Here is a 25,992-nt window from a genome sequence, read left to right as displayed (position 1 = left end):
ACCACGCCATAAAAAACAGAGGCTTGTCTGTCGACAAACCTCTGTTTAGTGATTGTTTAATTAAATTGCTGTTAAATTAGGGTTATTGATATTTTTAAAATAAAAATCTTCGATTCGTTTGAACGCCCCTGGCTCAACAGCTTCCAATGCCGTTCCAATTTCATCTAATGCATCTTGATAACGGAATTCTGTCGAGAATAAATACATGCTTTTATCTAAAGCCGCTCGGATGTTCTCGTGAGTATGACGATAGCGGTTTGCATATTGCATCATTTGTTCTGTCAGAGCTGCTGCATTGACTAAATCTTTTGTTTTCTTATCTAATAACTCTAAATCATCTTCGCATAAGTCACACAAACGATTGATTTCATCCATGTTAATGCGCATTTTATTTAAGGCTCGGCTTAAATCTTCAATTCGATCCGTTGCCACATAGAAAAATTCTAAGTAATCAGCAGACAAACCTGGTAATCGTTGCTTTTCAACATATCGTTTGATACTCCGTAAACGGAATTCGTATTCGTCGACTTTTTCTTGGGCGACCTTTTCGCCTTTTCTTAGTTCTTTCAATGAAGCATCAATTTCTAATTGTTGATTTTCAATATCATCTAAAATCTTATAGCATTCTTTATAGAACGCTTGAATTTCAGAGTAAGGAACGGTATGTTCTTTCATTCGAGGTTCCAAGTCTTTTTGACGGCGGATAATTTCTTCAATTTCCGTTTGGAAGCCACGACTACGTCCTAGCTCGTTGTTGTTTAAGGTGTAGCTTTGTGATACATGGTCCAATTCAATCATTAATTGACGGTTATTTTTTAAGGAATGAGAAATATAATCGTCAATAATTTTTTGATTGGTCACGACATATTTCTTCGCTTCAATTTCACGTTCCATCACTTCATATAATGCATCAATCGCCGTTGCTGTGTCGCGATTTGCGACCTCTACTGCAGCAATCTCTGTTTTCTCTAAATCAGCCATTGAATTCTCGACACGTTTTTTCGCATGTTGAATTTCTTCAGCAAAGTTTTGTTCAGGGAACACATAATCGTCAGCTAATAATTGGTTGTAGCCTTCTTCGATTTCTTTTAATTGATCTGGGAAAGTTTCATTTAATTCTTCATACATTGGTGGAATCCGTTTCATTAAGTCTTCCAATTCATACGTATGACGTTCTGCATCTTCTAGGACTTCTCGAGCCTCGATTGGGTCCCCCGATGTATTTAGTGTGACAAATTGTGTGAATTCAATTTCGACGTTTCTTAATTGTTTTTGGATTTCGGAGTAAGCTGGACCAAAGCTAGCTTTATCATCTTTTAGTGATTTACTTAATTCTTCATAGACATCCAAAGCTTTTTGAACTTCTAATGAATTGCGCTCTTCACTTTCACGTAATTCTTTCAAGCCATTACGAATGACTTCCACTTCGGCTTCCATTTCGGTCATCGTTTCATTCGCTTCCACGACTGCTTTCTTCGCTTTCATGAAACGGAAAATTTCATTTTGATTTTCGACTTCATAAATTTGACTCTCTAGTTCGGCGAAAGAACGCGTCGATAGTTCTACCCAACGTTGATTCCATTCACGGAAACTATTTTGACTCTGTCCAACTAGATGCATTTTTTTAATGTCATCGATTTCTTCAAAGACTGGCAAGTCAAACAGGGCTTCTTTACGAACTTCTAATTCATCTAATTGTTCTTGATTTTTTTTGCGCATAAAATAACCAATTAAGTATAGCACCGCAGCAATAATAACGATTACTAGTACTAAAATGATAATCCAATTATTCTTCATTTTGGCTCCTCCGATAATTTTTCTATAATAAAAGAAAGGTTGTTTGTTCTCTTCACACGGTTATCTATTGTTCCTGACCCTTGAAAAAGGGCATTCTTGCAGAAATACCTATAGAAAATTATAGCACAAACTGTATATTCATTCACTAGTTATAACAAACTTTTTTAAGAAAACCCGCGATCTTCTTACGAAGGGGTTGATTCACTGCTTTCATCGATCCGATTTTCACTAATTTTTTTACAAATATCACTTAGTTGTGTTAAGATGGCATCCGCTTGACTTTGATCCATCCCAAAGTGTTCATCGCGCATAGCCCAAACTTCTAGCCCAGCTTCTTTGGCAGAGGCAATGCCTTTTTCTGAATCTTCAATGGCTATACATTCCTGTGGCGCAACAGCTAATTCTTGTAACGTGTGCAGATAAATATCCGGCGCCGGTTTACTTTCTTCGAAATCTTCCCCACTCACGACCGCATCAAAATAACTACTTAATTGCCCCACTGTCAAAACCTCTTCAATTGCGTCTTTTGTGGAAGAAGAAGCTAATCCGATTTTATAGCCTTGTCTTTTTAAAAATTGTAAAACACGTTTCGCGTTTTCATCAAGCACAGCTAAATAATCTATCGGATGCGCTTTTTTATAGGCTATGTATTGTTCATTTAAAAAAGCAATATCTAGCTCTTTTTTGTTGACTTGTTCAATCTTTTGCCATAATGAACGCATATCCGCACCGACTAATTCCGGCAAGGTTAGGCCCTCAATGGTCAAATCAAATTCCGCTAAAAATGCTTTACGTCGCTCATAATAATAAGCTTCGCTATCTACTAGGACACCGTCCATATCAAAAATAATGGCAGTTTTGGATTCTGTCATACTATTTAACTCCTTCGTTACGACTCATATCTTTACAGTTTAACAAAATTTTAAGGAAAAATGAAGAACAAATATTTTCATGATTTCCTAACTTTCTGAAAATAAGTGGTTGCTTTTCTAAATGTTTTTCGGTATCCTTTTACTAATCTACAAATGAGAAAATAATTAAAAACAGGAGTGATAAACGTGAACGTAGTTAAATTCGGCGGTAGCTCGCTAGCATCAGCACCACAGTTACAGAAAGTCTTACAAATCGTCAAGGAAGAGCCGCGCCGAACGTTTGTCGTTGTATCCGCTCCTGGAAAGCGAACCCCGCAAGATATTAAAGTGACTGATTTATTGATTCAATACTATCAGCGCTACTTAAATAATGAGGAAATTGAATCGACAATCTCTGCCATCATTCGTCGTTATGAAGATCTTTTCGATGAATTACACTTGGATAAAGCAGTTTTAGCTGATATTGCTATTTCGATTCGCCAATTAGCCACTTTACCAAAAGAAAACAATGCTTTTTTATTTGACTATTTTTTAGCTAGTGGCGAGGACAATAATGCAAAAGTTGTTGCCAGTTTTTTCAAGCAAAATGGCTTAGATGCTCGCTACATTAGTCCAAAAGAATTGGGTCTCCTGGTGACACCTGAACCAGGCAATGCTCGCATTTTACCAAAAGCTTTAGAGAAAATTAGTGTCTATCGTGAGACTCAACAAATCTTGGTTATTCCAGGTTTCTTTGGTTATACAGAAGCCGGCGAAATTTGTACTTTTTCTCGTGGCGGTTCCGATATCACAGGGTCCATTGTTGCCGCAGGTGTTCAAGCAGATTTGTATGAAAACTTTACCGATGTGGACGGAATTTATGTCGCCCATCCTGGAATTATTGAACAGCCTCAAACGATTCAAGAATTGACCTATAGAGAAATGCGGGAGTTAGCTTATGCAGGATTTGCCGTCCTCCACGACGAAGCCTTAATGCCTGCCTATCGCGCAAATATTCCAGTCGTTATCAAAAATACCAACAACCCACATCATCCTGGCACCCTAATTACCACCTCTCGCAAAGTGAAGCATGCCCCTGTTGTAGGAATTGCTAGTGATCAAGGGTTCGCAAGTATTTACATTAGTAAGTATTTAATGAATAGAGAGTTAGGTTTTGGGCGACGGCTTTTAGAAGTACTAGAAAAATTAGCCTTAAGCTATGAGCATATGCCCTCAGGAATTGATGACATCACGATTGTTTTAAGAGAAGACCAGTTAACAACTGAAATTGAAAATCGACTGATGGCCCAACTCCAAGAAGTTTTAGCGCCTGATGAGTTACGCATCACGCATCACCTTTCCATGATTATGATTGTCGGGGAAGGCATGCGCCAACGAATTGGGGTTACTGCTGAAAGTACAATGGCGTTAGCCAAAGAAAAAATCAACTTAGAAATGATTAACCAAGGATCTTCGGAAGTAAGTATTATGTTTGGTATCAAAAAAGAACAAGAAGAAAAAGCCATCAAAGCCTTATATCGGACGTTCTTCCATGATTAATGAAAAAGACGAATGAGTTTTCTCATTCGTCTTTTTCATTGGTCTCAGTAATTTTCAATTGGCGTTGAATTTCCGCTTTAATTTTAGCTTCTGGCGCAAAATCTTGTTCCCAATTTTCAGGTTTTAATACTTTATTTGTTTCTGGATCATAATGTGGCTGCCCATCTGGAAATAATTTCCCCATATTGGCTTGATGAACGATTTCAATAATTTTTGTTGGATTGACGCCCATTAAGCAAAACGAACCATAAGTAAAATACAATAAATCAACTAGTGCATCCACTTCCTCCACTAAAGGATCAGATACTGGTTTGCCTTTCGCCAAGACTTTCTGCTCTGCTTTATCGACAGATTTTTTTAATCCGTTGACCAATTGTTGAAAAAGTACTTGGTCATTATCAGCAGCACTATATAAAAATTCTACAAGTTCTTCAACTTTAAACTCTGCTCGTCGGCTGGCTAACTCTGGCGAAAAAGCAGTTGGTTGCTCTGGTTGTTGTGGATTAAAAACCTCGTGGAAGGCACAAGCCATTTCATAAGGGGATTGCTTTTCAGACATTCAGCTACCTTCTTTCTCAAAATAAATCTAATTGTTTTGGATTCAAATCATCGTAACTCAAATTCAAGACTTTTTGCATCTGTAGAGCGTTTTCTGCGGCATCGCCGCCAGAATTATTATTAAAAATTACGCCCACTTCTTTGGCTTCTTGCGACATTTTTAAAACAGCTTCGCTTAAATCAGCGATTTCCTGCGTATTATAATGATAAAGGGTTCTTTTTTTACGCCACTCTGCATCATTGGCTAACCAGCCAGCCGCATTACGTCCGTGAAACCGGAAGAGCACGAGATTAGGATTCGTTACATAAGGATAAAAGGGCACTGGATTCGTAGGAATCTGCGGTTCATCTACAATCACAAGTGAAAATTGATTTTCTTTCATAAATTGCAACATTTGTTTTACAAAGTTTGGTTGATACCATGAATTATTTCGTAATTCAATGGCGATGGGTAGGTCTTTAAACCAGTGACGAATTTTTTGCAAGTAAGCGACATTTTCTTTCGTACAACCAAATGTTCCTGAAAATTGTACCAGAAAGGCAAATAATTTTTTACTTTCAATTAATGGGGCCATACTTTCTAAAAAGGCGGTGATCATTTCTTCTTCACTTGCATAATAGGTCTGCCACTCACCTTGACAACTGATTCCACTATAAACTTTCATGACAAAGCGAAAGTTTTCGGGAACTGCTTTGACCCATTCAGCTACTCGTTCTTTGGGAGGAATCCCGTAATACGCCGTGTCCATTTCAACTAGCGGTAAATGACTGGCATATTCATAAAGCGTGGACCGTTTTTTTCCAGTTAAATAGTCGTGTTCACTAAAAGATGTTAATCCTAAGCGAATCATGTCCTTCCTCCTCTGCGTAACTTTTTATTTTTCTAAACCGTCATCTCAACTTAGTTGGTCCAATCGATATTCGCTTCACAATAGGTTTGACCATCAATCCGAATCTCATGGCGTGTTTTCAACTGATTTTCTTGTTCGACAATTTCGTAATGACTTTCGACTTCTTGGCCATATTCTACTTCTTTATCAAATTTCACAAGAATTTTTTTCGGTTGATGCGTTGTTAAAAAGTCATACCCTAACACATCCAATAACCAATTAAAGTAAATCGCATTATTAACGTGTTGATTGCCATCAATATCAAAAAAACGCACACGATAAGGTAAAAAGTTCCCCTCTGTGACTTTTTCAATTTTTTCATGGCGATAAATTTTAGTGATTTTTTCAGAATCAAAAGGTGCAATAATTTCTGGTAATACACTACTGATTTTCCGATTTTTTTGATCCATTAAGACAAAGGTTGATTTCACAAAGACACATTTATTGCCTTCTTCATCATGAACCCAAAAGTTACGATAACAAAAATATTTGTTATAACTCATAGCTTGCGTTGTAATTGCTACTTTTTCACCAACTTTTGGTAAGCGGTGAATCTCTATTTCATAATTGGTGATGACCCAGCCTAGACCAAATTGAGCGACATAAGCCGCATCTCTTCCTAGTAATTCTGTTTGTTCTTCTGATACTTTAATGACAACCGCTAACAAAGCCGGTATCTTCATTGCACCAGTAAAATCGCCGTCATAGTAGGCAACTTCATAAGAGGATGTATGTTTTTTTCCCACGAAATAATCTCCTTTTTCCAATGGCTACTTTCGTGTCATTGTTTCTTCTTAAAAGTATACCACGTGATTTCTTCAATTGCGATTCCGAATGAAAAATTAACAAAACTTTGAAAAACACTATTATTTATATTATTTAAAAACATTCTTAATATTACTTAAAAAATATTGTTTTATTTTTAAAAATAACATTTCTTATTATTTGTATCCGAAAGATTATTATGTTATATTCCTATCTGTAAGCGCATACAAAATAATTTTTTAGGAGGTTTTTTTCGTGAAAAAGAGTTTATTAACAATCGTCCTGGCTTTTAGTTTTGTTTTAGGTGGCGCTGCATTGGCCCCTACTGTTTCGGAGGCTCATGGTTACGTAGCAAGTCCTGGAAGTCGTGCTTTCTTTGGTAGTTCTGCTGGTGGTAACTTAAATACAAATGTTGGTCGTGCACAATGGGAACCTCAAAGTATCGAAGCGCCCAAAAATACGTTTATTACTGGTAAATTAGCCAGTGCAGGTGTCTCAGGTTTTGAACCTTTGGATGAACAAACAGCTACTCGTTGGCACAAAACAAACATTACAACAGGTCCCCTTGACATCACTTGGAACTTAACTGCCCAACATAGAACTGCTTCTTGGGATTACTATATTACTAAAAATGGCTGGAATCCCAATCAACCATTAGACATTAAAAACTTCGACAAAATTGCTTCAATTGACGGTAAACAAGAAGTTCCTAATAAAGTTGTTAAACAAACAATTAATATTCCGACAGACCGCAAAGGTTATCATGTCATTTACGCTGTCTGGGGCATTGGTGATACGGTGAACGCCTTTTACCAAGCGATTGATGTGAACATTCAGTAAAAATACTCACATCTTAAACTAAATTAAAGGAGTTCTCAAAAAATGAAGCTAAAAAAAATAATTCCTGCTTTTCTCCTTCTTTCAACCGTTGCAGTTGGCTTGTGGTTAACGCCTACTCAAGCTTCTGCAGATGCTGCGGATACGATGGTAGATATCTCTGGCAAAAAAGTGTTGGTTGGATATTGGCATAACTGGGCCTCAAAAGGACGCGATGGTTACAAACAAGGAACATCAGCATCACTAAACCTTTCAGAAGTAAATCAAGCCTACAATGTCGTACCGGTTTCCTTCATGAAAAGCGATGGCACGACACGGATTCCTACGTTCAAGCCTTATAACCAAACGGACACTGCCTTCCGACAAGAAGTCGCACAATTAAATAGTCAAGGTCGCGCAGTTTTATTGGCACTTGGTGGAGCAGATGCACATATTCAATTAGTCAAAGGCGATGAACAAGCCTTTGCGAATGAAATCATTCGTCAAGTGGAAACATACGGCTTTGATGGTTTAGACATCGACTTAGAGCAATTGGCGATTACTGCTGGCGACAACCAAACCGTCATCCCTGCTACGTTGAAAATAGTCAAAGACCATTATCGAGCACAAGGAAAAAATTTCATCATTACGATGGCACCAGAATTCCCTTATTTAAAACCTGGTGCCGCTTATGAAACATACATTACTTCCCTAAATGGTTATTATGATTACATTGCCCCACAATTATATAACCAAGGCGGCGACGGTGTCTGGGTTGATGAAATTATGACTTGGGTTGCTCAAAGCAACGATGCTCTAAAATACGAGTTCCTCTATTATATGTCTGATTCATTAATCCATGGCACGCGCGGCTATCTACAGATACCAAACGATAAATTAGTCCTTGGTTTACCAGCAAATCGGGATGCTGCTGGTAGCGGCTATGTCGTTGAGGCTACCCCTGTAGCCAAAACTTTTGATCAGTTAGCAAAAGACGGTAATCCTATCCGTGGCTTAATGACTTGGTCTGCAAATTGGGACGTTGGTCAAGATGTCAACGGCAAGTCCTACAACAATGAATTTGCGACACGTTATAGTAACCTTGTAAAATAAAAGCTATTTTGAGACAGAACACCGCACTTGGTTCTGTCTCTTTTTAAATTTTACTCACCGATCTTTCAATAATCCAAACAATGTTCTCTCGCTTTCTAACCAATTAATTTTAAACCAATCACAGAAACAATGATTAAAAAAATAAAAAATATCCGGCGTAGGTCTTTTGATTCACCTAAGAGCATTCCTAAAATAGCGCCTCCTGCTGTACCAATTCCTGTCCAAACCGCATAAGAAACGCCCATCGGTAATTGTCTCATCCCTAAATATAAGAATAAGAAACTACCACTAAACGCTAGAATTAAAATTAACAATGAACGTAAGTCTTTTTTTGTTGTAAATAGTTTAATTGAACCTACGCCAAAAATTTCAAAACAGCCTGCAATAACTAAGTATAACCAACTCATCTTGTTTCCTCCTCTTTATTTCCAGTTACCATTTTTAAGCCAATTACACCTATTAATAACAGCAACAGAAAAAGAACTTTTCCTATGCCCAATGGTGTGTGGAATAAAAAATGATCTGTCACAATAGTTCCAGCACTACCTAAGCCGACAAATACAGCATAGGCTGTGCCGACTGGCAATTCCTCTCCTGCTTTAATCAGCGCATAGAAACTGATAAAGATTGCGATTACTGTCCCTAAAATCTCCCACCATGTTGTGCTATGCTTCATGCCAATGACCCAAATCACTTCACAAAAAGCGCCAAAAATAACTTTTAACCAAGCTTTACTCATCTTGTTTTCCTTCCCTTCCAAACAAAAAAAGTGCCAACAAACAGTTCAGCTATGGCCTAAGAACTGTTCATTAACACTTTAGTCGCAAGCATCCGGCGATGTTTACGAAAGTTTATGTATTAAAATATCTCAGGTCATTATATTCTTATTTTTTTTAAAAATCAACTAAAAAACAATAGTTCGAATTCGAGACATTTCTTTTGCATTTTTAGGACTAATCATTTAAACTTACTTTTAGTAAGTTAGTTAATTAAAAAATTATTTTTCTTTTAGGAGGATTTTTATTATGAATACACAAATTTTAGGTTTACACCACGTCACTGCCATGACTTCAAGTGCTGAAAAAATTTATCACTTTTTCACCGATATTTTAGGTCTACGTTTAATTAAAAAGACTGTTAACCAAGACGATATTGAAACATATCATTTATTTTTTGCTGATGATGCCGGCTCTCCCGGAACAGATATGACTTTCTTTGACTTCCCAGGCTTACCTAAAGGAACCAAAGGAACCAATACAATTTCTCGTACTTCCTTCCGTGTAAAAGATGATGCTGCTTTGGATTACTGGGTATCACGCTTTAATGAATATGCAATTGATCATGGAGAAATTCAAGAACGTTTTGGTAAAAAGTATTTAGAATTTGAAGACTTTGACAATCAACGTTACCAACTTATTTCTGATGAAAAGAACCAAGGTGTTGCAGCCGGCACGCCTTGGAAAAAATCTAACGTCCCTAGTGAACATGCTTTAATCGGCTTAGGTCCAGCCTTTGTAACTGTCGAAAATTACGAACATCTGCAACTAGTTTTAACTGAAGTTTTAGGGTTCAAATTGATTGATGCTGAAGGTAGTTTCCATTTATTTGAAGTTGGCGAAGGTGGGAATGGTGCCAGCATCATCGTAGAGCATCGGGAAGATTTGCCAGCGGCTCAAGAAGGCTACGGCAATGTCCATCACTTAGCCTTGCGCGTTGCCGATGAGGAAGCACTACGTTTCTGGATTGAAAAAATTAATCGTTTGGAATTTCCTAATTCTGGCTTTGTGGAACGTTTTTACTTTAAATCTGAATATTTCTTGGCAGCAACACATGTTTTATTTGAACTGGCAACCGATGGTCCTGGATTTTTAGAGGATGAAACCTATGAACACGCTGGCGAAAAATTATCATTACCGCCATTTTTAGAACCAAAACGGGCAGGGATTGAAGAATTTGTGCGTCCTTTCGATACTTCAGATGCGAATGTTCAACGAAATTAGTATTTTTTCTAGGAGGTTCCTATGATTCATTACAATAGTAACGAGTTATCTGCAAAAACAGCGTATAAATTTTTATCAGGAAGTATTATTCCTCGGCCAATCGCTTGGGTTACAACACAAGATACAGCTACAGGTGTCGTCAACGCTGCTCCCTTTAGTTTCTTTAATGCGGCGGCAGCTGAAATTCCTTTAGCAACGTTGTCCATTTTACGACCAGACAAAGCGCCTAAAGATACGGCACGAAATATCTTGGCTACTAAAGAACTTGTCATCCATTTCGTTAACGAAGACGTTCTTACTCAAATGAATCAGACTTCGGCACCTTTAGCAGCAGAGATCAGTGAAATTGACACATTCGGTATTGAAACCATTGCCAGCCAGACTGTTGCTGTTCCAGCAATCAAAGCCGCGCCGATTCGGATGGAAGCTCGCTTACATCAATATGTACCTATTGCTAACCATGAAGGTCAAATTATTACGGATTTATTCATTGTAGAAATTACCGATTTCTATTTTGATTCAGCCGTTTTCGATGAAGAACATCAGTACATTTTACCTGAAAAACTCCAACCGATTGCTCGTTTAGCAGGCAATGATTATACAACATTGGGCGAAATCCGTGAAGTTCGCCGCCCAACGTAAAAAGAAGGCCCCGCCATGACGGCGGGGCCTTCTTTTTCTGTTTTATGCTAATGCGCCCATTGGGTCCCAAGGTGCCAAAACAGTTGGCGCTTGTTCCCAAGCTTTTTTCTGTTCATCAGTTAATAAATCTTTGTGCACAACGATTTGATAAGTGTACTCGTCCATCCACGCATCGCTCATAACGAAGAAGCCATTTTCACCGACTTTTTCGCCCCAGCTATTTTCCACTTTCCATTTTGTTGTTTGACCATCAACGATATCAACACCTGTTAAAACCATGGCGTGTGTCATTAAGCTTTCACCAAAGTCTAAACGTTCTGCTTTAGTCATCGTAAAATCAATATCAAAAAGATCGTTCATATCGTAAACGTCTAATGCCATAATTCCTGTGTCACGTGTTGAAGATTGTCCGACATCACAACCAAACCAAACAGATTCGCCTTGTTCCAATTGTGCAGCAGCTAATTTTTTGAAAGCAGCCATTTCTACATTTAAATATTTAACTTCTTTGCCGCCGACAACATTCCCTAACATTTCAACAGTGTATGTTTTGTTGAAGGGTTTATCTTCTGTAGGAGCATTAATAATACTTACATAATCATGTAAATTAACGCCAACGTATTTTTCAAAGAATGTTTGCGGTGTTAGATTTTGATCCAAATGATAATTTTTTTCTTCGTCACGGTATTCAAAATCAAAGGTTTCTGGCGGTGTTCCTAAAGAGATTGCTAAGAAATTATAAATTTCTTGTAACATTGCTTCTTTGTTTTTTTGGACTTCTTCAGCAGAAGCGCCTTTTTCAATTAAACTACGTAAAATTGTTGCATCTTTGCGTAATTTTTTATTTAAATAGTTGTTTAAATCACGTGAATTGGAACTGTTGCTGCTTTCAGGCATTGCCGTTTTAGGCACTACGCCATATTTATCAAAAATTGAAACGATCATATCCCATTGCCCACCATCTTGTTGTGGTGTCGCTAATAAAAAGGCCACTTTACGACTAGTCAACGGTTGATCGGCTGTTGCAATAATATTTTCATAGAAATAGTTTGATTTTTCATATTTATCCCAGAAAAATGTATAGTTTTGTGATAATTCAAAATCTTTTAATTGAAACGCATTTAACATTCTATGTCTAAATGTATTTAATGCCGCAAACATCCAGCAGCGACCGCTTTGTTTTTGATTGGCCACTTTTCCAGTAGCTAAGTCGACTGAAAAGACGGGTACGTTATTCACGGCTCCTTGTACAGATTCACCTGAAGCGCTGATACCATTTTTTACTACACTACGTTGTAAGGCATTTTGTTTATTATTGTTCAAGAAATCTTGATGGAATTTCTCTGTTAATTTTGGTTCAATTGCTGTCATATTTTCATCGTCCTTTCATTTTACGTTCTTCTTCATTATATGCTTCTCTTTAAACAGAAACAACCATTTACTCTAAATTCCTTGCTTTCCAACTCTTTTTGTATTAGTATATATAATACAGATAGCACAAATAAGACAGGAGTGATTCAATGCTTTTAGAAATAGATGAACAAAGCGAACAGCCCATCTATCAGCAACTCATTGATCAAATCATTGTAGGCATTGCCAAAGGTGAACTGGTTCCCAATGAAAGTTTGCCTTCTATCCGACAATTGGCGGACGAAATCGGGGTCAATATGATGACTGTTTCAAAAGCTTATAATAAGTTAAAGCAATCAGGTTATATTGTGACTGACCGTCGTAACGGCACCAAAATTGCCGCAAAGTTACCTGCTACCGCTGTTTGGCAACAGCAATTGCATGAGCGTTTAGAACTTCTGTTGGCTGAAAGTTTTTTACATCAGCAATCCGAAGCAGAAATCCAAGCACTTATTCAGAAAATTTATCAAAATTTTGATTCGAAAGGGCGTGCACTATAATGGCGGTATTCTTTTATTTCATCCTAGTTTCTGTCGCTTTTTTTATGGCATTTACTATGGGGATTTATGCAAATCCTCACAAAAATATTATTTTGGAAAACACTTTACCAGAAGATAAACTACAAGATCCCAGCGTTCAAGCAATCCGAAAACGTTATAAAAAACGCTTGGTTCAACTAGCAGCCGTTTTTAGTGTTCTTAGTTTACCTTTGTTATTTATTCCTTATGATTCGATTTTATTGTTCCTTTTTCTGTTACTTTTATTTAGTTTTATTGGCAGTGGCTACTATCTGCAAATCGTTTATATTCGCAAAATGGCCGCTTTAAAAATGCAAAACGGCTGGTTGCTACCTAAGCGTCCTCTCTTAATCGATACGCAATTAGTTTTAAATAAAAACCAGAAACTTATTTCATTTTGGTGGTTTTTACCTGCAATTATTCTTACTTTTGCTGGGGGCTTTTATTCCTTGCAAACGGCGATTGGTTCCTGGATTATTTTCTTAATTACTGTTTTGATGTTAAGTTTGTTCATTGGCGGCTATTATTTTATTGCGCGCTTACCTGTCAAACCGCTAACTAGTGACTCAAAAATTAATCAGCAAATCAATGATTTATTTCGTCATCATTGGTCTGTTTTAATGGTTTTATCAGCCTTAGTTTTTGCACCGCTAACCATTTTACCAACTTTCACAATTGTAATTGATTATACGGTTGCGATGGCTCTTACTTTTTGTTATTTTATTCTTTTGTTTGTTTATGTAGGCTTTCTCTTCTACTACCTATTTTCAATGCGCAAAAAACAAGATCAATTCGTTTTACAGGCTGGCGATTATCGCTATGGGGATGATGATCAATATTGGCGGTATGGGATTTATATCAATCCAAAGGACCCCAAAATCATGGTTCCTGATCGCATTGGTATGAATTTATCCATTAACCTAGGACGGCCTGCTGGGAAAATTATTCTAGCCGCTACTGGTATTTTAACGATTGCGGTGCTGTTCTTTGCCACAGTGCCGATGTTTATAAATGATTTTTCTAGTCATGCCTTTCAAGCAACTATTGAAAATAAACAAATTGAGTTATCTGCCCCATTAGCAAAAACAAGGTCAATTCCTTTTAACCAAATCACTGCTGTTTCTTTGATTGATGACTTACCTCAAGAACGCATCCGCACAATGGGTGCTGCGACAGATAGTTACTTAACAGGAGAATTTAAAGTCGCTGGAAAACCTGCTTATTTACTAATTTATACAAAAAGTCATCCGATTCTGAAAATAGAAACGCGGAAGAAAGTTTATTATTATACTGCGCGTGAGGGTCAAGAAACAACTAAGATTTATCAGGAAATCAAAGCAAAACTTCCATAACAAAAAAACAGGGTCTACTCATGATGGTAGGCCCTGTTTTTTTGTTATTCGCTGACAACCTTGAATTTTGTATCTGCCAACGTGGTATTCAGTTCATCCTGGCTTACTTCACGATCTGCTGTCACAACGGCTGTTTGATCTGCCAAGTGAACCGCAACATTCGTTACGCCGTCAATTCCACTAAATTTTTCAGTGACCGCTTGAACACAGCCATCACATTTCATCCCATCAATTTTTACTGTTTTTTCCATTTCACTTCATCCTTTTCAATTTTATTTTTGACTTCCACTAGTTTTTTTCACCGTCGAAGGTTTAAATCCTTTTAAGCGTAAGGCGTTTAGTAAGACAGAGACTGAACTAAAACTCATAGCTGCTGCTGCAATCATCGGACTTAACAAAGGTCCACCAAATAAGTGTAACACACCCATAGCCACTGGAATACCTAATGTATTATAGGCAAATGCCCAGAAAAGATTTTCTTTGATGTTTTTGATGGTCGCTTTACTTAATTCAACTGCTGTAGGCACATCCATTAAATCACTACGCATTAGCACAATGTCGGCCGATTCCATTGCAACATCTGTGCCTGAACCAATAGCAATCCCCACATCCGCTTGGGCAAGTGCTGGTGCATCATTAATACCGTCACCCACCATCGCAACTTTTTTGCCTTCTGCTTGTAGTTTTTTCACTTCTAACGCTTTATCTTCTGGTAAAACTTCACTTAAGACACGATCGATACCTACTTGTTTTGCAATCGCCTCTGCAGTACGCTTGTTGTCTCCCGTAATCATCACGGCTTCGATCCCCATTTTATGCAAACGTGCAATGGCTGTTTGACTGCTATCCTTCACAGTATCTGCTACCGCAATGATACCCGCAAACGAACCATCTTTTGCCACAAACATTGGGGTCTTCCCTTCTTCTGCCAAACGATCCGCTTGTTGAACAAACGTTGATAGCTCGATTGCTTCTTCTTTCATTAATTTTATATTGCCCAAAAGTAGGACTCGTTCGTTGACTGTCACACAGATGCCGTGACCTGGAATCGCTGAAAAATCGCTTCCTTCTGCTAATGGCAATTGACGTTCTTTAGCCGCCCCCACAATTGCTTCACCTAGAGGATGTTCTGATCCTTGTTCTGCAGAAGCTGCTAATGTTAGTAACTCAGCTTCTGAAAGTGCTGAATCAGCAACTAAAATATCTGTAACCACCGGTTTGCCTTCTGTAATAGTTCCTGTTTTATCAAACACGATTGTTTGAATTTTGTGAGTGGTTTCTAAAGCATCCCCACTTTTAATTAAAACGCCATTTTCAGCGCCCTTACCTGTTCCCACCATAATCGCAGTCGGCGTTGCCAAGCCGAGCGCACAAGGACAAGCAATCACTAACACAGAAATGGTAATTGTCAAAGCGAAAATCCATGACTCTTGTCCTAAAAAGAACCAAGCCAAGCCAGAAAGAACAGCCAAACCAATAACGATTGGGACAAAAACACCCGAAATTTTATCAGCTAATTGTGCAATCGGCGCTTTTGAGCCTTGCGCATCTTCCACTAATTGAATGATTTGGGCAAGGGCCGTCTCTTTTCCCACTTTTGTCGCCTTGAATTGAAAGCTGCCATTTTTATTGATGCTAGCACCAATTACTGCATCACCGACTTTCTTTTCAACAGGCAAACTTTCGCCCGTTAACATGGCTTCATCCACAGAACTACTGCCTGAAACAATCACTCCATCAACAGGGATTTTATCTCCTGGGCGAACAATCACAATGTCATCCAACTGAACAGCATCAACTGGCACTTCAATTTCTGCGCCATCACGTAAAATATGAGCAGTTTTCGGCGCCAAACCCATTAATTTTTTTATCGCATCTGAGGTTTTCCCTTTTGAAACAGCTTCGAAATATTTTCCTAATGTAATTAAAGTTAAAATAACACCCGCTGATTCATAATAAAGAGCCATTGTAAAACTTGTATCTCCTAAAAATATCATGACTGTGCCATATAAACTATACACAAAAGCAGCACTGGTTCCTAAAGCTACCAAAGAAAACATATTCGGATGCCCTTTAAATAATGCTTTAAAACCAACTGTGAAAAATTCTCTGCCGACATATAGAACGGGTAACGTCAAAATCAATTGAACCATTGCAAAGGTCGTCGCATGTGTCATTGGATTCAAAAAATCCGGCAATGGTAAGCCTACCATATGTCCCATCGCAATATAAAGAAGGGGTACTGTAAACACCGCTGAGATCCAAAAACGTTGCCACATCTCAGCAATATGTTTTTGTTTCTTTTCACGATCTTGGTCCGCTGTTGCACCTGCAGCGACTTCTTCTGTCGCTTGATAACCTGCATCCGTAACTGCTTTGATAATTTCAGCACTCGTTACTTGATGGTCGTCATAACTAACCACCAGTTTTTCCGTGGCTAAATTAACAATCGCTTGTTGAACACCAGATAATTGGTTCACAGCTTTTTCAATCGTTTGGGCACAGGAAGCACAACTCATTCCTTCAATCGCAAACGTTCGTTGCTGGGCTGGGCTAATCGCCTTGTAGCCAGCATCTGACACAGCTTCCTTAATTTCTTCTTCTGTGACTTCCGTCTGATCATACGTGACACTTAATTTTTCCGTAGCTAAATTGACACTTGCCTTTGCCATCCCAGGTAACTTCGCCGTAGCCTTTTCAATCGTTTGGGCACAGGAAGCACAGCTCATCCCTTCAATATCAAACGTTTTACTTTCCATTTTTTTCACTCCTTTTTAAATTAAATGACATTGGCATTGACCAGGAATACAGTTACAAGGGACAGATTCAACCGCCGTCTTGCGCTTCTCTTTCAAGAGTTCCTCTAATCGATCCAAATCGTCATAACTCAACTGACTCTCTGTTAAAATTGTTTCTACCACGGAACCAACTTTACGGCTGCACACCTTGGCTAAAAGTTCGTCTGCCACCGTTTCAACGCTCCGACGTTCTTCTACTAGCGGATAATAAATATATTTATTGCCTGCTTTCTCCGTCCCAACTAACCCTTTATCTGTTAAACGACTTAGTAACGTCTTGACGGTCGTTGATTTCCATTCTTTTTTCTCATTTAAAAGTGTATGCACTTCACGACTCGTGGTTTTGCCTTGGGTCCAAATAACCCGCATGACTTCCCACTCTGCATCAGTAATTGTCGCTAATTTATCTTTTGCCATACTCGTTAAATTCCTCCTTCATCAATAAAAAAAGAGTTCAAGATTATCGACTACAAATGTAGTCGTTTATCTTGAACTCATCATATAGCTATTTTATTTTTTTGTCAACAACTTCTGCTCATCTTTTTTTATTGCAACGCAGATTCTTGTTTTTTAACAAAGTATTTCAATAAGAACGGTGCAACTAAGGTCGTTAAGATAATTACCACAATCATGCTCGTATAATACGCTTCTGAAAGTAATTTAGATTGGTAACCAATTTGCGCAATGATTAATGCCATTTCCCCACGCGAAACCATCCCAGCACCGACCATTAAAGAACTTGTATTGGAGAAACCAACCATTTTCGCTCCCCAGGCGCCGCCCAGTAATTTCGTTAAAATCGCCATAATCGTCATTACCAAAATAAAAGGTAAATCCTTTCCTAACGTGTTAAATGTCACTGATAAGCCAATGCTGGCAAAGAAGACGGGAATAAACACGGCATAGCCAATAGCTTCAATATTGAAATCAATTTCTGTTTTTGCATCCGTTTGTCCCACAGCAATCCCTGCAAAAAAGGCACCTACGACAGAACTTAAACCAACTAAATCAGCCAAATAAGCCATGCCCAAACAGATAATCAATGACATGATAATCACAGACGACCCAATGTTCATTTTTTGACTTAAACGTAGTAAATAGGGAGCGATAAAGCGGACCAAAAAGAAAATCCCAATAAAGAATAAGCCTTGTTCAATTAACTTAACAATAAAGCTGACTTCTGTATTGCCGCCTGTACTTGCACCAATCATGCCGACAGCAACACTTAAAATAATCACGACCACGATATCGTCAACGACGGAAGCCCCAAGAATCGTTGCACCTTCTTTACTACTTAAAACATTCAACTCTCTTAATACTTCTACTGAAATGCTGACCGACGTTGCTGCTAAAACTAACCCAAGGAAAAAAGCTTCTTTCCAAGAAAAAGCAAACAGCTGACCAATCAACATAGTAAAACCAACCGGTAAAACGATCCCCAAAATAGCGACCATGACACTAGGTTTCGCATATTTTTTCAATAATTCCAATTCACATTCCATTCCAGCAATAAACATCAGCATAATGACACCAATTTCTGAAAAGTCATGCACAAACACATCTTGATGCACAATATTTAACATCGCTGGACCTAACACAATCCCTACTAGCAATTGCCCAATTACCGCAGGAATTCCTACTCTTTTACAAGCAACACCTGCTAAAGTCGTTGTAATTAAAATCAAACATAAAATACCTAAAAATTCCATTCTATTTCCCTCTTTCTCTATTAACCAATCATCACTGATTCTTTTGGATATTGAACTTTCGACTGACTTTCCAAGCCTTTCTTAATTAATGACAATAACACCGTGTACACACCCACACGACCGACGAACATTAGAAAAATAATCACCAGTTTACCAAAAACAGTTAAATCTGGTGTTAACCCCATTGTTAAACCGACCGTTCCAAATGCAGAAATCACTTCAAAAACAATATACTCAATCCCGTTTTTTAAAGGTAATGTTTCTGTAAACGAGAGAATAACTGAAGCAGTTACACATAAAAAAGTTGCCAAGAAGAACAAAGTAAACGCTTGGAGCACTACTCGCTCAGGAATTGTGCGTTCATGGAATTCCACTCGCTGTTTCCCTTTAAAAATTGCACGAAATTGTAAAAATAGCACACCAAACGTAGTGGTTTTCAAGCCGCCAGCGGTTGATCCTGAAGTGCCACCAATAAACATCCATAAAATCGTGACAATCAGGCCTGGATTACTCATTTTCAAATAATCAACTGAATAAAAGCCAGCCGTTCTTGGTGTAACCGACAAGAACCAACTGTTGACAAGACGCTGCCAAAAAGACATGTCAGCTGGAAAATGGCGATATTCTGAAATGTAAAAAATAACGGTCCCTAAGACTAAAAAGGTGGCGGTCACCGTTAAAGCAAGGCGTGTATGAATACTAACACGGTGCTTAATTTTATTTTTATAGCCTTTAATCATTGTAAAAATATCGCGCCACACAATAAATCCTAAACCACCAGCTATAATTAAAAAGCTAATGACTAGTAAAAGATAAGGCGAATTTTGATAAGGAACCATACTATCCCCTAGCAAATCAAAGCCAGCATTACAAAATGCCGAAACGGCATGGAAGAGACTAAAAAACAACCCTTTTTTCCACCCAAATGTTGGCACAAATTGAAAGGACAACAAGAAGGCTCCAAGTAATTGAATAATGGCCGCAAACTTCATAATATATTTCATTAAACGAAAAACTCCGGAAACTTCACTAACATTTAACGCTTCTTGATACAACATCCGTACACTTAGTGACGCTTTTTTCCGCAGCAAACTAAAGAAAATCGTGGCAACGGTTAAAAAGCCTAAGCCGCCTAATTCAATCAAAATCATAATAATAACTTGCCCGATAGGACTCCAATGTTCCGCCGTATTCAAAGGCGAAAGCCCTGTAACACAGACGGCGGAAGTTGCCACGAAAAAAGCATCAATCCATTGCGTTTTTTGTCCAGCTTGTGCAGAAAAAGGCATCATTAATAAGATCGTGCCTACAACAATTAATAAAAAAAAGCCTAAGACAATTGTTTGAACAGGTGAAATATACAACCTTTTTTTGATCTGATGTTTCATTTTTTTCTCCTCTACCATTTCTTTGTCAATCAAAAACAACACAAACGGCTAGACAACTGTTGCTTTGTTCCTCTCGCCCTATGAGAAACTCAAAACCTTGAAAGCAACTTGCCCAACCGAATAATTATTTTTTAATTTTTGTTTTCACGTTGATAAATCGAATAAACCAACTCATTTTTTTGATAAACCTGTTTTAAACGAACTGGGATTGATTGAGCCATTGTCTCGTATAGAGCAATGCCCTCCCCCAGAAACAGTGGTATTGTCGTCAAAATGAAGGTATCAATTAAATCAGCTGCCAAAAGCGGTTGAACCACTTTTGGGCCTCCAACAATCCAAATTCCCGCGCCGTCTTCTTCTTTGAGACGACGAATTAATGTGACTGGATCTTCCTTGGTAAAAGTTCTTGAAGCAGTTGATGGTTCTGGATGAGAGGTAATGATATAAGAATGCTTGTCTTCATAAAAATACACATCTGGGGACAATTCTTGTGTAACTTGATCATAAGTAGTCCGCCCCATTACCACAGTGTCTATTTTTTCATACATTTCATCGTAACTACGATCTTCTTCATCGCCACGAATATTCTCTTCTAACCAAGCAACACCGCCCGCTTTGTCCGCAATGAAACCATCAATACTCGCTGCAATAAATAAAATTACTTCCCGTGCCACATCGACGCCTCCTTTTCTCTTCTTATCTATTTTAGCTTGTTTTCTCAAAAAACTCTAGGGGTGCGCATTGTTATTTTTAAAAGAAAAAAGAGAAAAACTAGGATAATTGGGCTACTTTTTGTAAAATAGGAAATAAGAAACTTTTTATTGAGTTATTTTACATTTTTTTCAAGAAAAATAAGAATTGGTTTATTTGATTTACACAAAAAAATAACATATTCAGTTTTTATATAAAGGAGGATTACTTTGTTTGATTTAGAGAAGGTTCAGACCTTGAATGAATTAGAAATGCTCGTTTACCATTATGTATTGGAACACCTGCACCAAATCCCTCAACAGACCATTCGCCAACTGGCTACTTCCTGTCATGTCTCCACCTCAACGATTCTACGATTTTGTAACAAAATGGGCTATGCTGGTTTTTCCGAATTAAAATATGCAGTGAAAGAAGAAGCCAAACAAACACAAACGTTTGAAAATTTTTATGATGCCACGGTTCACGTCGATGCTTTTTTAAAAAAATTAAACCAAGAAACCTATTACGAAATGCTTCGTCCAGCAATTCAAATGATTGTTCAAGCACGTCACGTTGCCTTTACTGGCATTGGTACTAGCGGAATTTTAGGTAGTTATGGCAGTCGTTATTTTGCCAACTTAAATATCAATTCTTACAGTATTGCTGATCCCTTTACGCCTATCCCCAAGCGCGGATTTGAAAATACATTAGCCTTGATTCTGTCTGTATCTGGGGAAACCAATGAAATGATTAAACAAATGACCGATTTTAAAACAGCTGGCGCCAAAGTGCTAAGCATTACCAACAATCAACATTCAACTATTGCCCGCTTGGCTGACTACAACATCTCCTATTATATGCCCGACGAACGTTCTCCATTTGCAGATAAATCAGTTAATACAACCACTCAAATCCCTGTCATTGCTTTAATTGAACTCCTAGCTCATCAAGCAAGTCAACTTTTAAAGGAACTAGATGAAACACCTTTCTAGTTGTTTTTCAAAAAAGCTCATGCTGTCTAAAACAGCATGAGCTTTTTTGTTTTTTTTCTTGGTACATGTTTCTCATTCAAGCAAAAGTCTATTTTTTCTTCAAATAAGCTTATATAGTAAATATGTAAACGGATACATTTGCATTTATATTATTCTTCAAAGGAGAGATTTTTATGAACGAATGGATTAACGAGAAATTATTACCTCCAGTACTAAAATTCGTCAATACCAAAGCAATTACTGCCTTACGGAACGGGATGCTTTACACGATGCCTTTTACCATTGTTGGTTCCGTGTTTCTTCTATTAGCGAATTTCCCAGTTACAGCTATTTCTGAATGGGTTAACGCAAGCGGTCTGGCTGTTTATTTCAATCAAGCATATGGGGCATCTTTTGCGATTATGTCGTTATTTGCGGTCATCGGTATTGCCTACTCATATGTAAAAAGCGAGGGATTTGAAGGCCTCCCAGCGGGCATGATTGCCATGGTGGTTTTCATTTTGTTTATGTCATCTGAAGTCAAAGATGCGGTTTCTGGCGCAGTAGTTGGCAATGTCATCAACAAAGATTGGACAGCTGGCAAAGGGATGATTACAGCTATTATTGTTGGTTTGTTAGTCGGCGTTGTATATAGTTGGTTTTTACGTCATGATATTCGTATCAAATTACCAGAAGCTGTACCAGAAAATGTGGCCAATTCCTTTACTGCGTTAATTCCTGCCAGCGTCATTGTAACTGGTGCAATGCTAATTTTCATTCTTCTAGATAAAGTCTTCAATACGACATTCTTTGACTTTATTTACGAAGTGCTACAATCACCACTTCAAGGAGTCACAGATTCACTAGGTGGCGCATTACTATTAGGTTTTGTCATTCCCCTCTTTTGGTTTTTCGGTGTTCACGGGTCAACAATCGTTGGCGGCATCATGGGTCCTATTTTACAAGCAAACTCTTTAGAAAATACCGAAATTTTGAAATCTGGAAAAGACTTAACACTGGCTAATGGTGGCCATATTGTTACACAACAATTTTTAGATCAATTTTTAACGGTCACTGGTGCGGGCATGACAATCGGGTTAGTCGTATTCATGGTTTTCTTTGCCAAATCAGCTCAGTTTAAGCAATTAGGTCGGCTTTCAATTGGGCCAGCTGTTTTCAATATTAACGAGCCAATTGTCTTTGCTACACCTATCGTGATGAACCCAATCATGGCTGTGCCATTCATTATCACACCGATTGTTTCTTCTGTTGTGACATATTTTGCCTTGTACACAGGACTGGTTCCTCTCTTTACTGCGGTACAAGTTCCCTGGACTACTCCTCCAATCATTTCTGGACTTTTAGTTGGTGGTTGGCAAGCCGCGTTGCTTCAAGTAGTAGTACTGACGATGAGTTTCTTTATCTATTTACCGTTTGCTAAAAAAATGGATGCACTTAACTACGCAGAAGAAACCAATCAACCGATTACTGAAGAAACCCTTGAAAAAGTCGAAGCACAAAACGTATAAAAATTTGAACAAAGGACTGAAACGATATGTCAATTTTGAAAAATGATTTTCTTTGGGGCGGCGCTGTCGCTGCTCATCAATTAGAAGGAGGCTGGGACCAAGGCGGTAAAGGGGTGAGCGTGGCGGATGTAATGACTGCCGGTGCACATGGCATCCCTCGTAAAATTACCGCAGGCGTTTTACCAGATGAACACTATCCTAACCATGAAGCGATTGATTTTTACCATCGCTATCAAGAAGATATTCAACTATTCAAAGAACTTGGTTTAAATTGTTTCCGAACCTCTATTGCTTGGACACGAATTTTTCCTAACGGAGATGAAGAAACGCCCAATGAAGAAGGCCTTCGTTTTTATGATGCACTTTTTGACGAGTGTTTGAAAAATGGCATTGAGCCAGTTGTGACACTGTCTCACTTTGAAATGCCTTATCATTTAGTCACAAAATATGGCGGTTTTCGCAATCGCCAGGTCATTGATTTTTTTGTCAAATTTGCTGAAGTCTGTTTCACTCGTTACCAGAAAAAAGTCAAATATTGGATGACCTTTAACGAAATTAACAACCAAGCCAATTATGAAGAAGATTTTGCACCTTTTACTAACTCTGGTATTGCTTACCAGGAAGGAGAAGACCGCGAAGCAATTATGTATCAGGCTGCTCATTATGAACTAGTCGCTAGCGCACGTGCAGTGAAAATTGGCCACGCTATCAATCCCGACTTCCAAATTGGCTGTATGATTGCGATGGTGCCTATTTATCCTTATTCTTGTAATCCTGAGGATATGATGATGAGTGTTAGCGCAATGCAAAAACGTTATTGGTTTACCGATGTTCATGTCCGCGGTCATTATCCAAGTGCAATTCAATGCTATTTGAAACGAAAAAACATTTCATTAGATGTCACAGAAGAAGATTTAACTGATTTGGCTAATGGCTGTGTTGATTATATTGGCTTTAGCTATTACATGTCGTTTGCTGTGAAAGGTGCAGAAAAGGCCCCTACTTTTGACTACAATGAAGCAAAAGACTTGGTGCGAAATCCTTATGTAGCAACATCTGATTGGGGCTGGCAAATCGATCCTATGGGCTTGCGCTATGCAATGAATTGGTTCAATGATCGGTATGAATTACCACTCTTTATTGTTGAAAATGGCTTTGGTGCTATTGATGAGCTAGAACCAGACGGAACGATTAACGACACTTACCGAATCGCTTATTTACGTGAACATATTGAGATGATGAAAGAAGCCGTTGCGTATGACGGCATTGATTTGATGGGCTATACACCTTGGGGATTCATCGATTTAGTGAGCGCTAGTACAGGCGAAATGAAGAAACGGTATGGCTTCATTTATGTAGATAAGGACAACGATGGTCACGGAACGTTGGAACGGCGAAAGAAAAAATCGTTTGCTTGGTATCAACAAGTGATTGCTACGAATGGAGAAGAATTATAAACAAAAGGCCTTCGTCTAAAGACGAGGGCCTTTTGTTTATGCTTGTAATCCCTTTTCTAAATCAGTCAACAAATCTTCGACTGCTTCAATTCCTACAGATAAACGAATGAGTCCATCTTTAATTCCCACAGCTTCACGATTTTCTTTGGGAATAGATGCGTGAGTCATAATGGCAGGTACTTCAATTAAACTTTCTACGCCACCTAAACTTTCCGCTAAAGTAAAAATTTCCAACGCTTCTACGAAAGGAACGACTTGCTCATCCTTGGCTAATTCAAAAGAAATCATGCCACTAAATCCCGACATCTGTTTTTGCGCAATTTCGTGACCAGGATGACTCGCTAGTCCTGGATAATACACCGTTGCTACCGCTGGATGCGCTTCTAAAAATTCTGCGATTTTTTGAGCATTTTGGGCATGCGCTGCCATCCGGACGCCTAATGTTTTTAAACTACGTTGGACCAGCCAACTATCATGTGGTCCTAAAACAGCACCAATCGCATTTTGTAAAAAGGCAATCTTTTCTGCGCTTTCTGGATGATTCGTTACGACTAAACCAGAGACTACATCACTATGGCCCCCTAAATATTTTGTCCCGCTGTGAACCACAATATCAGCACCTAACGCTAACGGCCGTTGAAAATAAGGCGTCGCAAATGTATTATCGACAATAGTTAACAACTGATGTTTTTTAGCAAGCTTAGCTGCCGCTTCAATATCTGTAATTTTTAACAGTGGATTACTTGGTGTTTCCAAAAACAAGGCTTTTGTATTTGGCTGAATTGCGGCTTCAATTGTTGATAAGTCGCTGGCGTTTACAATCGTGTAGCTTAACCCATTTGCTACAAATACTTTATCCAATAAACGGAAACTGCCCCCATAGACATCGTCACCTAATAAAATATGATCTTCGGGTCCAAACATAGAAATGATTGCATGAATACCAGCTAAGCCTGAGCTAAACGCAAAGCCATGGCTCCCACCTTCTAACTCAGCGATTAAGGTTTCTAATGCGTGACGTGTGGGATTACCTGAACGAGAATATTCATATTCTTTGGGCTGGCCCACGCCATTTTGTTCAAAGGTTGACGTTTGATAAATAGGAACACTCACTGCACCTGTTGTTGTGTCTTTGCTAATGCCGCCATGAATTAATTTGGTATTGAATTTCATAAAAG

The 25,992-nt window shown here is 38.4% G+C and carries 25 protein-coding genes; 10 read left to right on the top strand and 15 right to left on the bottom strand.

What is annotated here, in order from left to right; all coding sequences use genetic code 11:
- Positions 1 to 60: 60 nt before the first annotated feature.
- The gene (ezrA, locus tag IGL42_RS01360; RefSeq protein WP_002355233.1) at positions 61 to 1,797 is read right to left on the bottom strand and encodes a septation ring formation regulator EzrA; all 1,737 of its coding nucleotides are present in this window, start codon (positions 1,795 to 1,797) and stop codon (positions 61 to 63) included.
- Between the two features lie 185 nt (positions 1,798 to 1,982).
- Positions 1,983 to 2,669 carry an HAD family hydrolase gene (locus tag IGL42_RS01355; RefSeq protein ID WP_002361151.1) on the bottom strand — a complete coding sequence of 229 codons (687 nt, stop codon included), beginning with the start codon at positions 2,667 to 2,669 and terminating at the stop codon, positions 1,983 to 1,985.
- 186 nt (positions 2,670 to 2,855) lie between these two features.
- Here IGL42_RS01355 and IGL42_RS01350 point away from each other — a divergent pair, with 186 nt between their 5' ends.
- Positions 2,856 to 4,208 (top strand): aspartate kinase, encoded by a 1,353-nt coding sequence (locus IGL42_RS01350; protein WP_002391510.1) that lies wholly within the window; start codon positions 2,856 to 2,858, stop codon positions 4,206 to 4,208.
- A gap of 22 nt (positions 4,209 to 4,230) precedes the next feature.
- Here IGL42_RS01350 and IGL42_RS01345 read toward each other — a convergent pair whose 3' ends face one another.
- Genes IGL42_RS01345 through IGL42_RS01335 form a run of 3 tightly spaced genes read right to left on the bottom strand, consistent with a single transcriptional unit; the run spans position 4,231 to position 6,402 of the window.
- Entirely contained in the window at positions 4,231 to 4,767 is a 537-nt protein-coding gene (locus IGL42_RS01345) for a haloacid dehalogenase (RefSeq protein WP_002355230.1), read from the bottom strand.
- 16 nt (positions 4,768 to 4,783) lie between these two features.
- Positions 4,784 to 5,617 carry a DUF72 domain-containing protein gene (locus IGL42_RS01340; protein ID WP_002355228.1) on the bottom strand — a complete coding sequence of 278 codons (834 nt, stop codon included), beginning with the start codon at positions 5,615 to 5,617 and terminating at the stop codon, positions 4,784 to 4,786.
- A 50-nt stretch (positions 5,618 to 5,667) separates the two neighbouring features.
- Complete coding sequence (locus tag IGL42_RS01335) at positions 5,668 to 6,402, bottom strand: acyl-ACP thioesterase domain-containing protein (RefSeq protein ID WP_010710835.1); 735 nt, start codon at positions 6,400 to 6,402, stop codon at positions 5,668 to 5,670.
- Positions 6,403 to 6,676: 274 nt separating this feature from the next.
- Here IGL42_RS01335 and IGL42_RS01330 point away from each other — a divergent pair, with 274 nt between their 5' ends.
- The gene (locus tag IGL42_RS01330) at positions 6,677 to 7,261 is read left to right on the top strand and encodes a lytic polysaccharide monooxygenase (RefSeq protein WP_002355225.1); all 585 of its coding nucleotides are present in this window, start codon (positions 6,677 to 6,679) and stop codon (positions 7,259 to 7,261) included.
- A gap of 42 nt (positions 7,262 to 7,303) precedes the next feature.
- A complete protein-coding gene (locus IGL42_RS01325) occupies positions 7,304 to 8,350 on the top strand; it encodes a chitinase (protein WP_002355224.1) in 1,047 nt (348 codons plus the stop codon).
- A gap of 95 nt (positions 8,351 to 8,445) precedes the next feature.
- Here IGL42_RS01325 and IGL42_RS01320 read toward each other — a convergent pair whose 3' ends face one another.
- Positions 8,446 to 8,757: a DMT family transporter gene (locus IGL42_RS01320; protein ID WP_002355223.1), complete on the bottom strand. Its 312-nt coding sequence runs from the start codon at positions 8,755 to 8,757 to the stop codon at positions 8,446 to 8,448.
- Entirely contained in the window at positions 8,754 to 9,110 is a 357-nt protein-coding gene (locus IGL42_RS01315) for a DMT family transporter (RefSeq protein WP_002386054.1), read from the bottom strand. The genes IGL42_RS01320 and IGL42_RS01315 overlap by 4 nt, the downstream gene beginning before the upstream one ends.
- Positions 9,111 to 9,375: 265 nt before the next feature.
- Here IGL42_RS01315 and IGL42_RS01310 point away from each other — a divergent pair, with 265 nt between their 5' ends.
- Complete coding sequence (locus tag IGL42_RS01310) at positions 9,376 to 10,350, top strand: ring-cleaving dioxygenase (RefSeq protein WP_002355221.1); 975 nt, start codon at positions 9,376 to 9,378, stop codon at positions 10,348 to 10,350.
- Between the two features lie 21 nt (positions 10,351 to 10,371).
- Positions 10,372 to 10,992, top strand: coding sequence for a flavin reductase family protein (locus IGL42_RS01305; protein WP_002361147.1), 621 nt, complete (start codon positions 10,372 to 10,374; stop codon positions 10,990 to 10,992).
- Positions 10,993 to 11,034: 42 nt separating this feature from the next.
- On the opposite strand, the gene IGL42_RS01300 is transcribed toward IGL42_RS01305, so the two are convergent.
- A complete protein-coding gene (locus IGL42_RS01300) occupies positions 11,035 to 12,363 on the bottom strand; it encodes an aminopeptidase C (RefSeq protein ID WP_002358357.1) in 1,329 nt (442 codons plus the stop codon).
- 149 nt (positions 12,364 to 12,512) lie between these two features.
- On the opposite strand from IGL42_RS01300, the gene IGL42_RS01295 reads away from it, so the two are divergent.
- The gene (locus IGL42_RS01295) at positions 12,513 to 12,902 is read left to right on the top strand and encodes a GntR family transcriptional regulator (RefSeq protein WP_002358356.1); all 390 of its coding nucleotides are present in this window, start codon (positions 12,513 to 12,515) and stop codon (positions 12,900 to 12,902) included.
- The gene (locus IGL42_RS01290; protein ID WP_010710836.1) at positions 12,902 to 14,272 is read left to right on the top strand and encodes a DUF5808 domain-containing protein; all 1,371 of its coding nucleotides are present in this window, start codon (positions 12,902 to 12,904) and stop codon (positions 14,270 to 14,272) included. The genes IGL42_RS01295 and IGL42_RS01290 overlap by 1 nt, the downstream gene beginning before the upstream one ends.
- Positions 14,273 to 14,316: 44 nt before the next feature.
- Here IGL42_RS01290 and IGL42_RS01285 read toward each other — a convergent pair whose 3' ends face one another.
- The 6 genes from IGL42_RS01285 to IGL42_RS01260 form a co-directional block, all read right to left on the bottom strand.
- Complete coding sequence (locus tag IGL42_RS01285; protein ID WP_002355215.1) at positions 14,317 to 14,523, bottom strand: heavy-metal-associated domain-containing protein; 207 nt, start codon at positions 14,521 to 14,523, stop codon at positions 14,317 to 14,319.
- A 21-nt stretch (positions 14,524 to 14,544) separates the two neighbouring features.
- A complete protein-coding gene (locus IGL42_RS01280) occupies positions 14,545 to 17,031 on the bottom strand; it encodes a heavy metal translocating P-type ATPase (RefSeq protein WP_002364987.1) in 2,487 nt (828 codons plus the stop codon).
- Positions 17,032 to 17,046: 15 nt separating this feature from the next.
- On the bottom strand, positions 17,047 to 17,487 hold the full coding sequence (locus tag IGL42_RS01275; RefSeq protein WP_002358353.1) for a CopY/TcrY family copper transport repressor: 441 nt from the start codon (positions 17,485 to 17,487) through the stop codon (positions 17,047 to 17,049).
- A gap of 128 nt (positions 17,488 to 17,615) precedes the next feature.
- Complete coding sequence (locus IGL42_RS01270) at positions 17,616 to 18,779, bottom strand: cation:proton antiporter (RefSeq protein ID WP_002355211.1); 1,164 nt, start codon at positions 18,777 to 18,779, stop codon at positions 17,616 to 17,618.
- A gap of 20 nt (positions 18,780 to 18,799) precedes the next feature.
- Positions 18,800 to 20,167: a TrkH family potassium uptake protein gene (locus tag IGL42_RS01265; RefSeq protein WP_010710837.1), complete on the bottom strand. Its 1,368-nt coding sequence runs from the start codon at positions 20,165 to 20,167 to the stop codon at positions 18,800 to 18,802.
- Positions 20,168 to 20,298: 131 nt separating this feature from the next.
- Positions 20,299 to 20,889: a dihydrofolate reductase family protein gene (locus tag IGL42_RS01260; protein ID WP_002386047.1), complete on the bottom strand. Its 591-nt coding sequence runs from the start codon at positions 20,887 to 20,889 to the stop codon at positions 20,299 to 20,301.
- A gap of 198 nt (positions 20,890 to 21,087) precedes the next feature.
- On the opposite strand from IGL42_RS01260, the gene genR reads away from it, so the two are divergent.
- The 3 genes from genR to genA all read left to right on the top strand — a co-directional run bounded on the left by genR (position 21,088) and on the right by genA (position 24,814).
- Positions 21,088 to 21,849, top strand: a complete 762-nt coding sequence (gene genR / locus IGL42_RS01255) for a MurR/RpiR family transcriptional regulator (RefSeq protein ID WP_002355208.1) — start codon at positions 21,088 to 21,090, stop codon at positions 21,847 to 21,849.
- A 173-nt stretch (positions 21,850 to 22,022) separates the two neighbouring features.
- Positions 22,023 to 23,357, top strand: a complete 1,335-nt coding sequence (gene genB / locus IGL42_RS01250) for a PTS sugar transporter subunit IIC (RefSeq protein ID WP_002355207.1) — start codon at positions 22,023 to 22,025, stop codon at positions 23,355 to 23,357.
- Between the two features lie 26 nt (positions 23,358 to 23,383).
- Entirely contained in the window at positions 23,384 to 24,814 is a 1,431-nt protein-coding gene (gene genA, locus IGL42_RS01245; protein ID WP_010710838.1) for a 6-phospho-beta-glucosidase GenA, read from the top strand.
- Positions 24,815 to 24,850: 36 nt separating this feature from the next.
- On the opposite strand, the gene IGL42_RS01240 is transcribed toward genA, so the two are convergent.
- A complete protein-coding gene (locus IGL42_RS01240) occupies positions 24,851 to 25,987 on the bottom strand; it encodes a cystathionine gamma-synthase (RefSeq protein ID WP_002370176.1) in 1,137 nt (378 codons plus the stop codon).
- Positions 25,988 to 25,992: the final 5 nt, after the last annotated feature.

It is taken from the genome of Enterococcus sp. DIV0712 (genome assembly GCF_050554855.1).
In the GTDB taxonomy this organism is placed as follows: Bacteria; Bacillota; Bacilli; order Lactobacillales; family Enterococcaceae; genus Enterococcus; species Enterococcus faecalis.
This window is presented reverse-complemented; position numbering and strand designations above follow the sequence as displayed.

Coding starts and splice junctions, on each gene's coding strand:
- IGL42_RS01345 (WP_002355230.1), bottom strand. CDS start 4,767: ATGTCTGAAAAGCAATCCCCTTATGAAATGGCTTGTGCCTTCCACGAG.
- ezrA (WP_002355233.1), bottom strand. CDS start 1,797: ATGAAGAATAATTGGATTATCATTTTAGTACTAGTAATCGTTATTATT.
- IGL42_RS01275 (WP_002358353.1), bottom strand. CDS start 17,487: ATGGCAAAAGATAAATTAGCGACAATTACTGATGCAGAGTGGGAAGTC.
- IGL42_RS01285 (WP_002355215.1), bottom strand. CDS start 14,523: ATGGAAAAAACAGTAAAAATTGATGGGATGAAATGTGATGGCTGTGTT.
- IGL42_RS01290 (WP_010710836.1), top strand. CDS start 12,902: ATGGCGGTATTCTTTTATTTCATCCTAGTTTCTGTCGCTTTTTTTATG.
- IGL42_RS01280 (WP_002364987.1), bottom strand. CDS start 17,031: ATGGAAAGTAAAACGTTTGATATTGAAGGGATGAGCTGTGCTTCCTGT.
- IGL42_RS01240 (WP_002370176.1), bottom strand. CDS start 25,987: ATGAAATTCAATACCAAATTAATTCATGGCGGCATTAGCAAAGACACA.
- IGL42_RS01295 (WP_002358356.1), top strand. CDS start 12,513: ATGCTTTTAGAAATAGATGAACAAAGCGAACAGCCCATCTATCAGCAA.
- IGL42_RS01320 (WP_002355223.1), bottom strand. CDS start 8,757: ATGAGTTGGTTATACTTAGTTATTGCAGGCTGTTTTGAAATTTTTGGC.
- IGL42_RS01265 (WP_010710837.1), bottom strand. CDS start 20,167: ATGAAACATCAGATCAAAAAAAGGTTGTATATTTCACCTGTTCAAACA.
- IGL42_RS01340 (WP_002355228.1), bottom strand. CDS start 5,617: ATGATTCGCTTAGGATTAACATCTTTTAGTGAACACGACTATTTAACT.
- IGL42_RS01305 (WP_002361147.1), top strand. CDS start 10,372: ATGATTCATTACAATAGTAACGAGTTATCTGCAAAAACAGCGTATAAA.
- genB (WP_002355207.1), top strand. CDS start 22,023: ATGAACGAATGGATTAACGAGAAATTATTACCTCCAGTACTAAAATTC.
- IGL42_RS01270 (WP_002355211.1), bottom strand. CDS start 18,779: ATGGAATTTTTAGGTATTTTATGTTTGATTTTAATTACAACGACTTTA.
- IGL42_RS01325 (WP_002355224.1), top strand. CDS start 7,304: ATGAAGCTAAAAAAAATAATTCCTGCTTTTCTCCTTCTTTCAACCGTT.
- IGL42_RS01300 (WP_002358357.1), bottom strand. CDS start 12,363: ATGACAGCAATTGAACCAAAATTAACAGAGAAATTCCATCAAGATTTC.
- IGL42_RS01355 (WP_002361151.1), bottom strand. CDS start 2,669: ATGACAGAATCCAAAACTGCCATTATTTTTGATATGGACGGTGTCCTA.
- genA (WP_010710838.1), top strand. CDS start 23,384: ATGTCAATTTTGAAAAATGATTTTCTTTGGGGCGGCGCTGTCGCTGCT.
- IGL42_RS01310 (WP_002355221.1), top strand. CDS start 9,376: ATGAATACACAAATTTTAGGTTTACACCACGTCACTGCCATGACTTCA.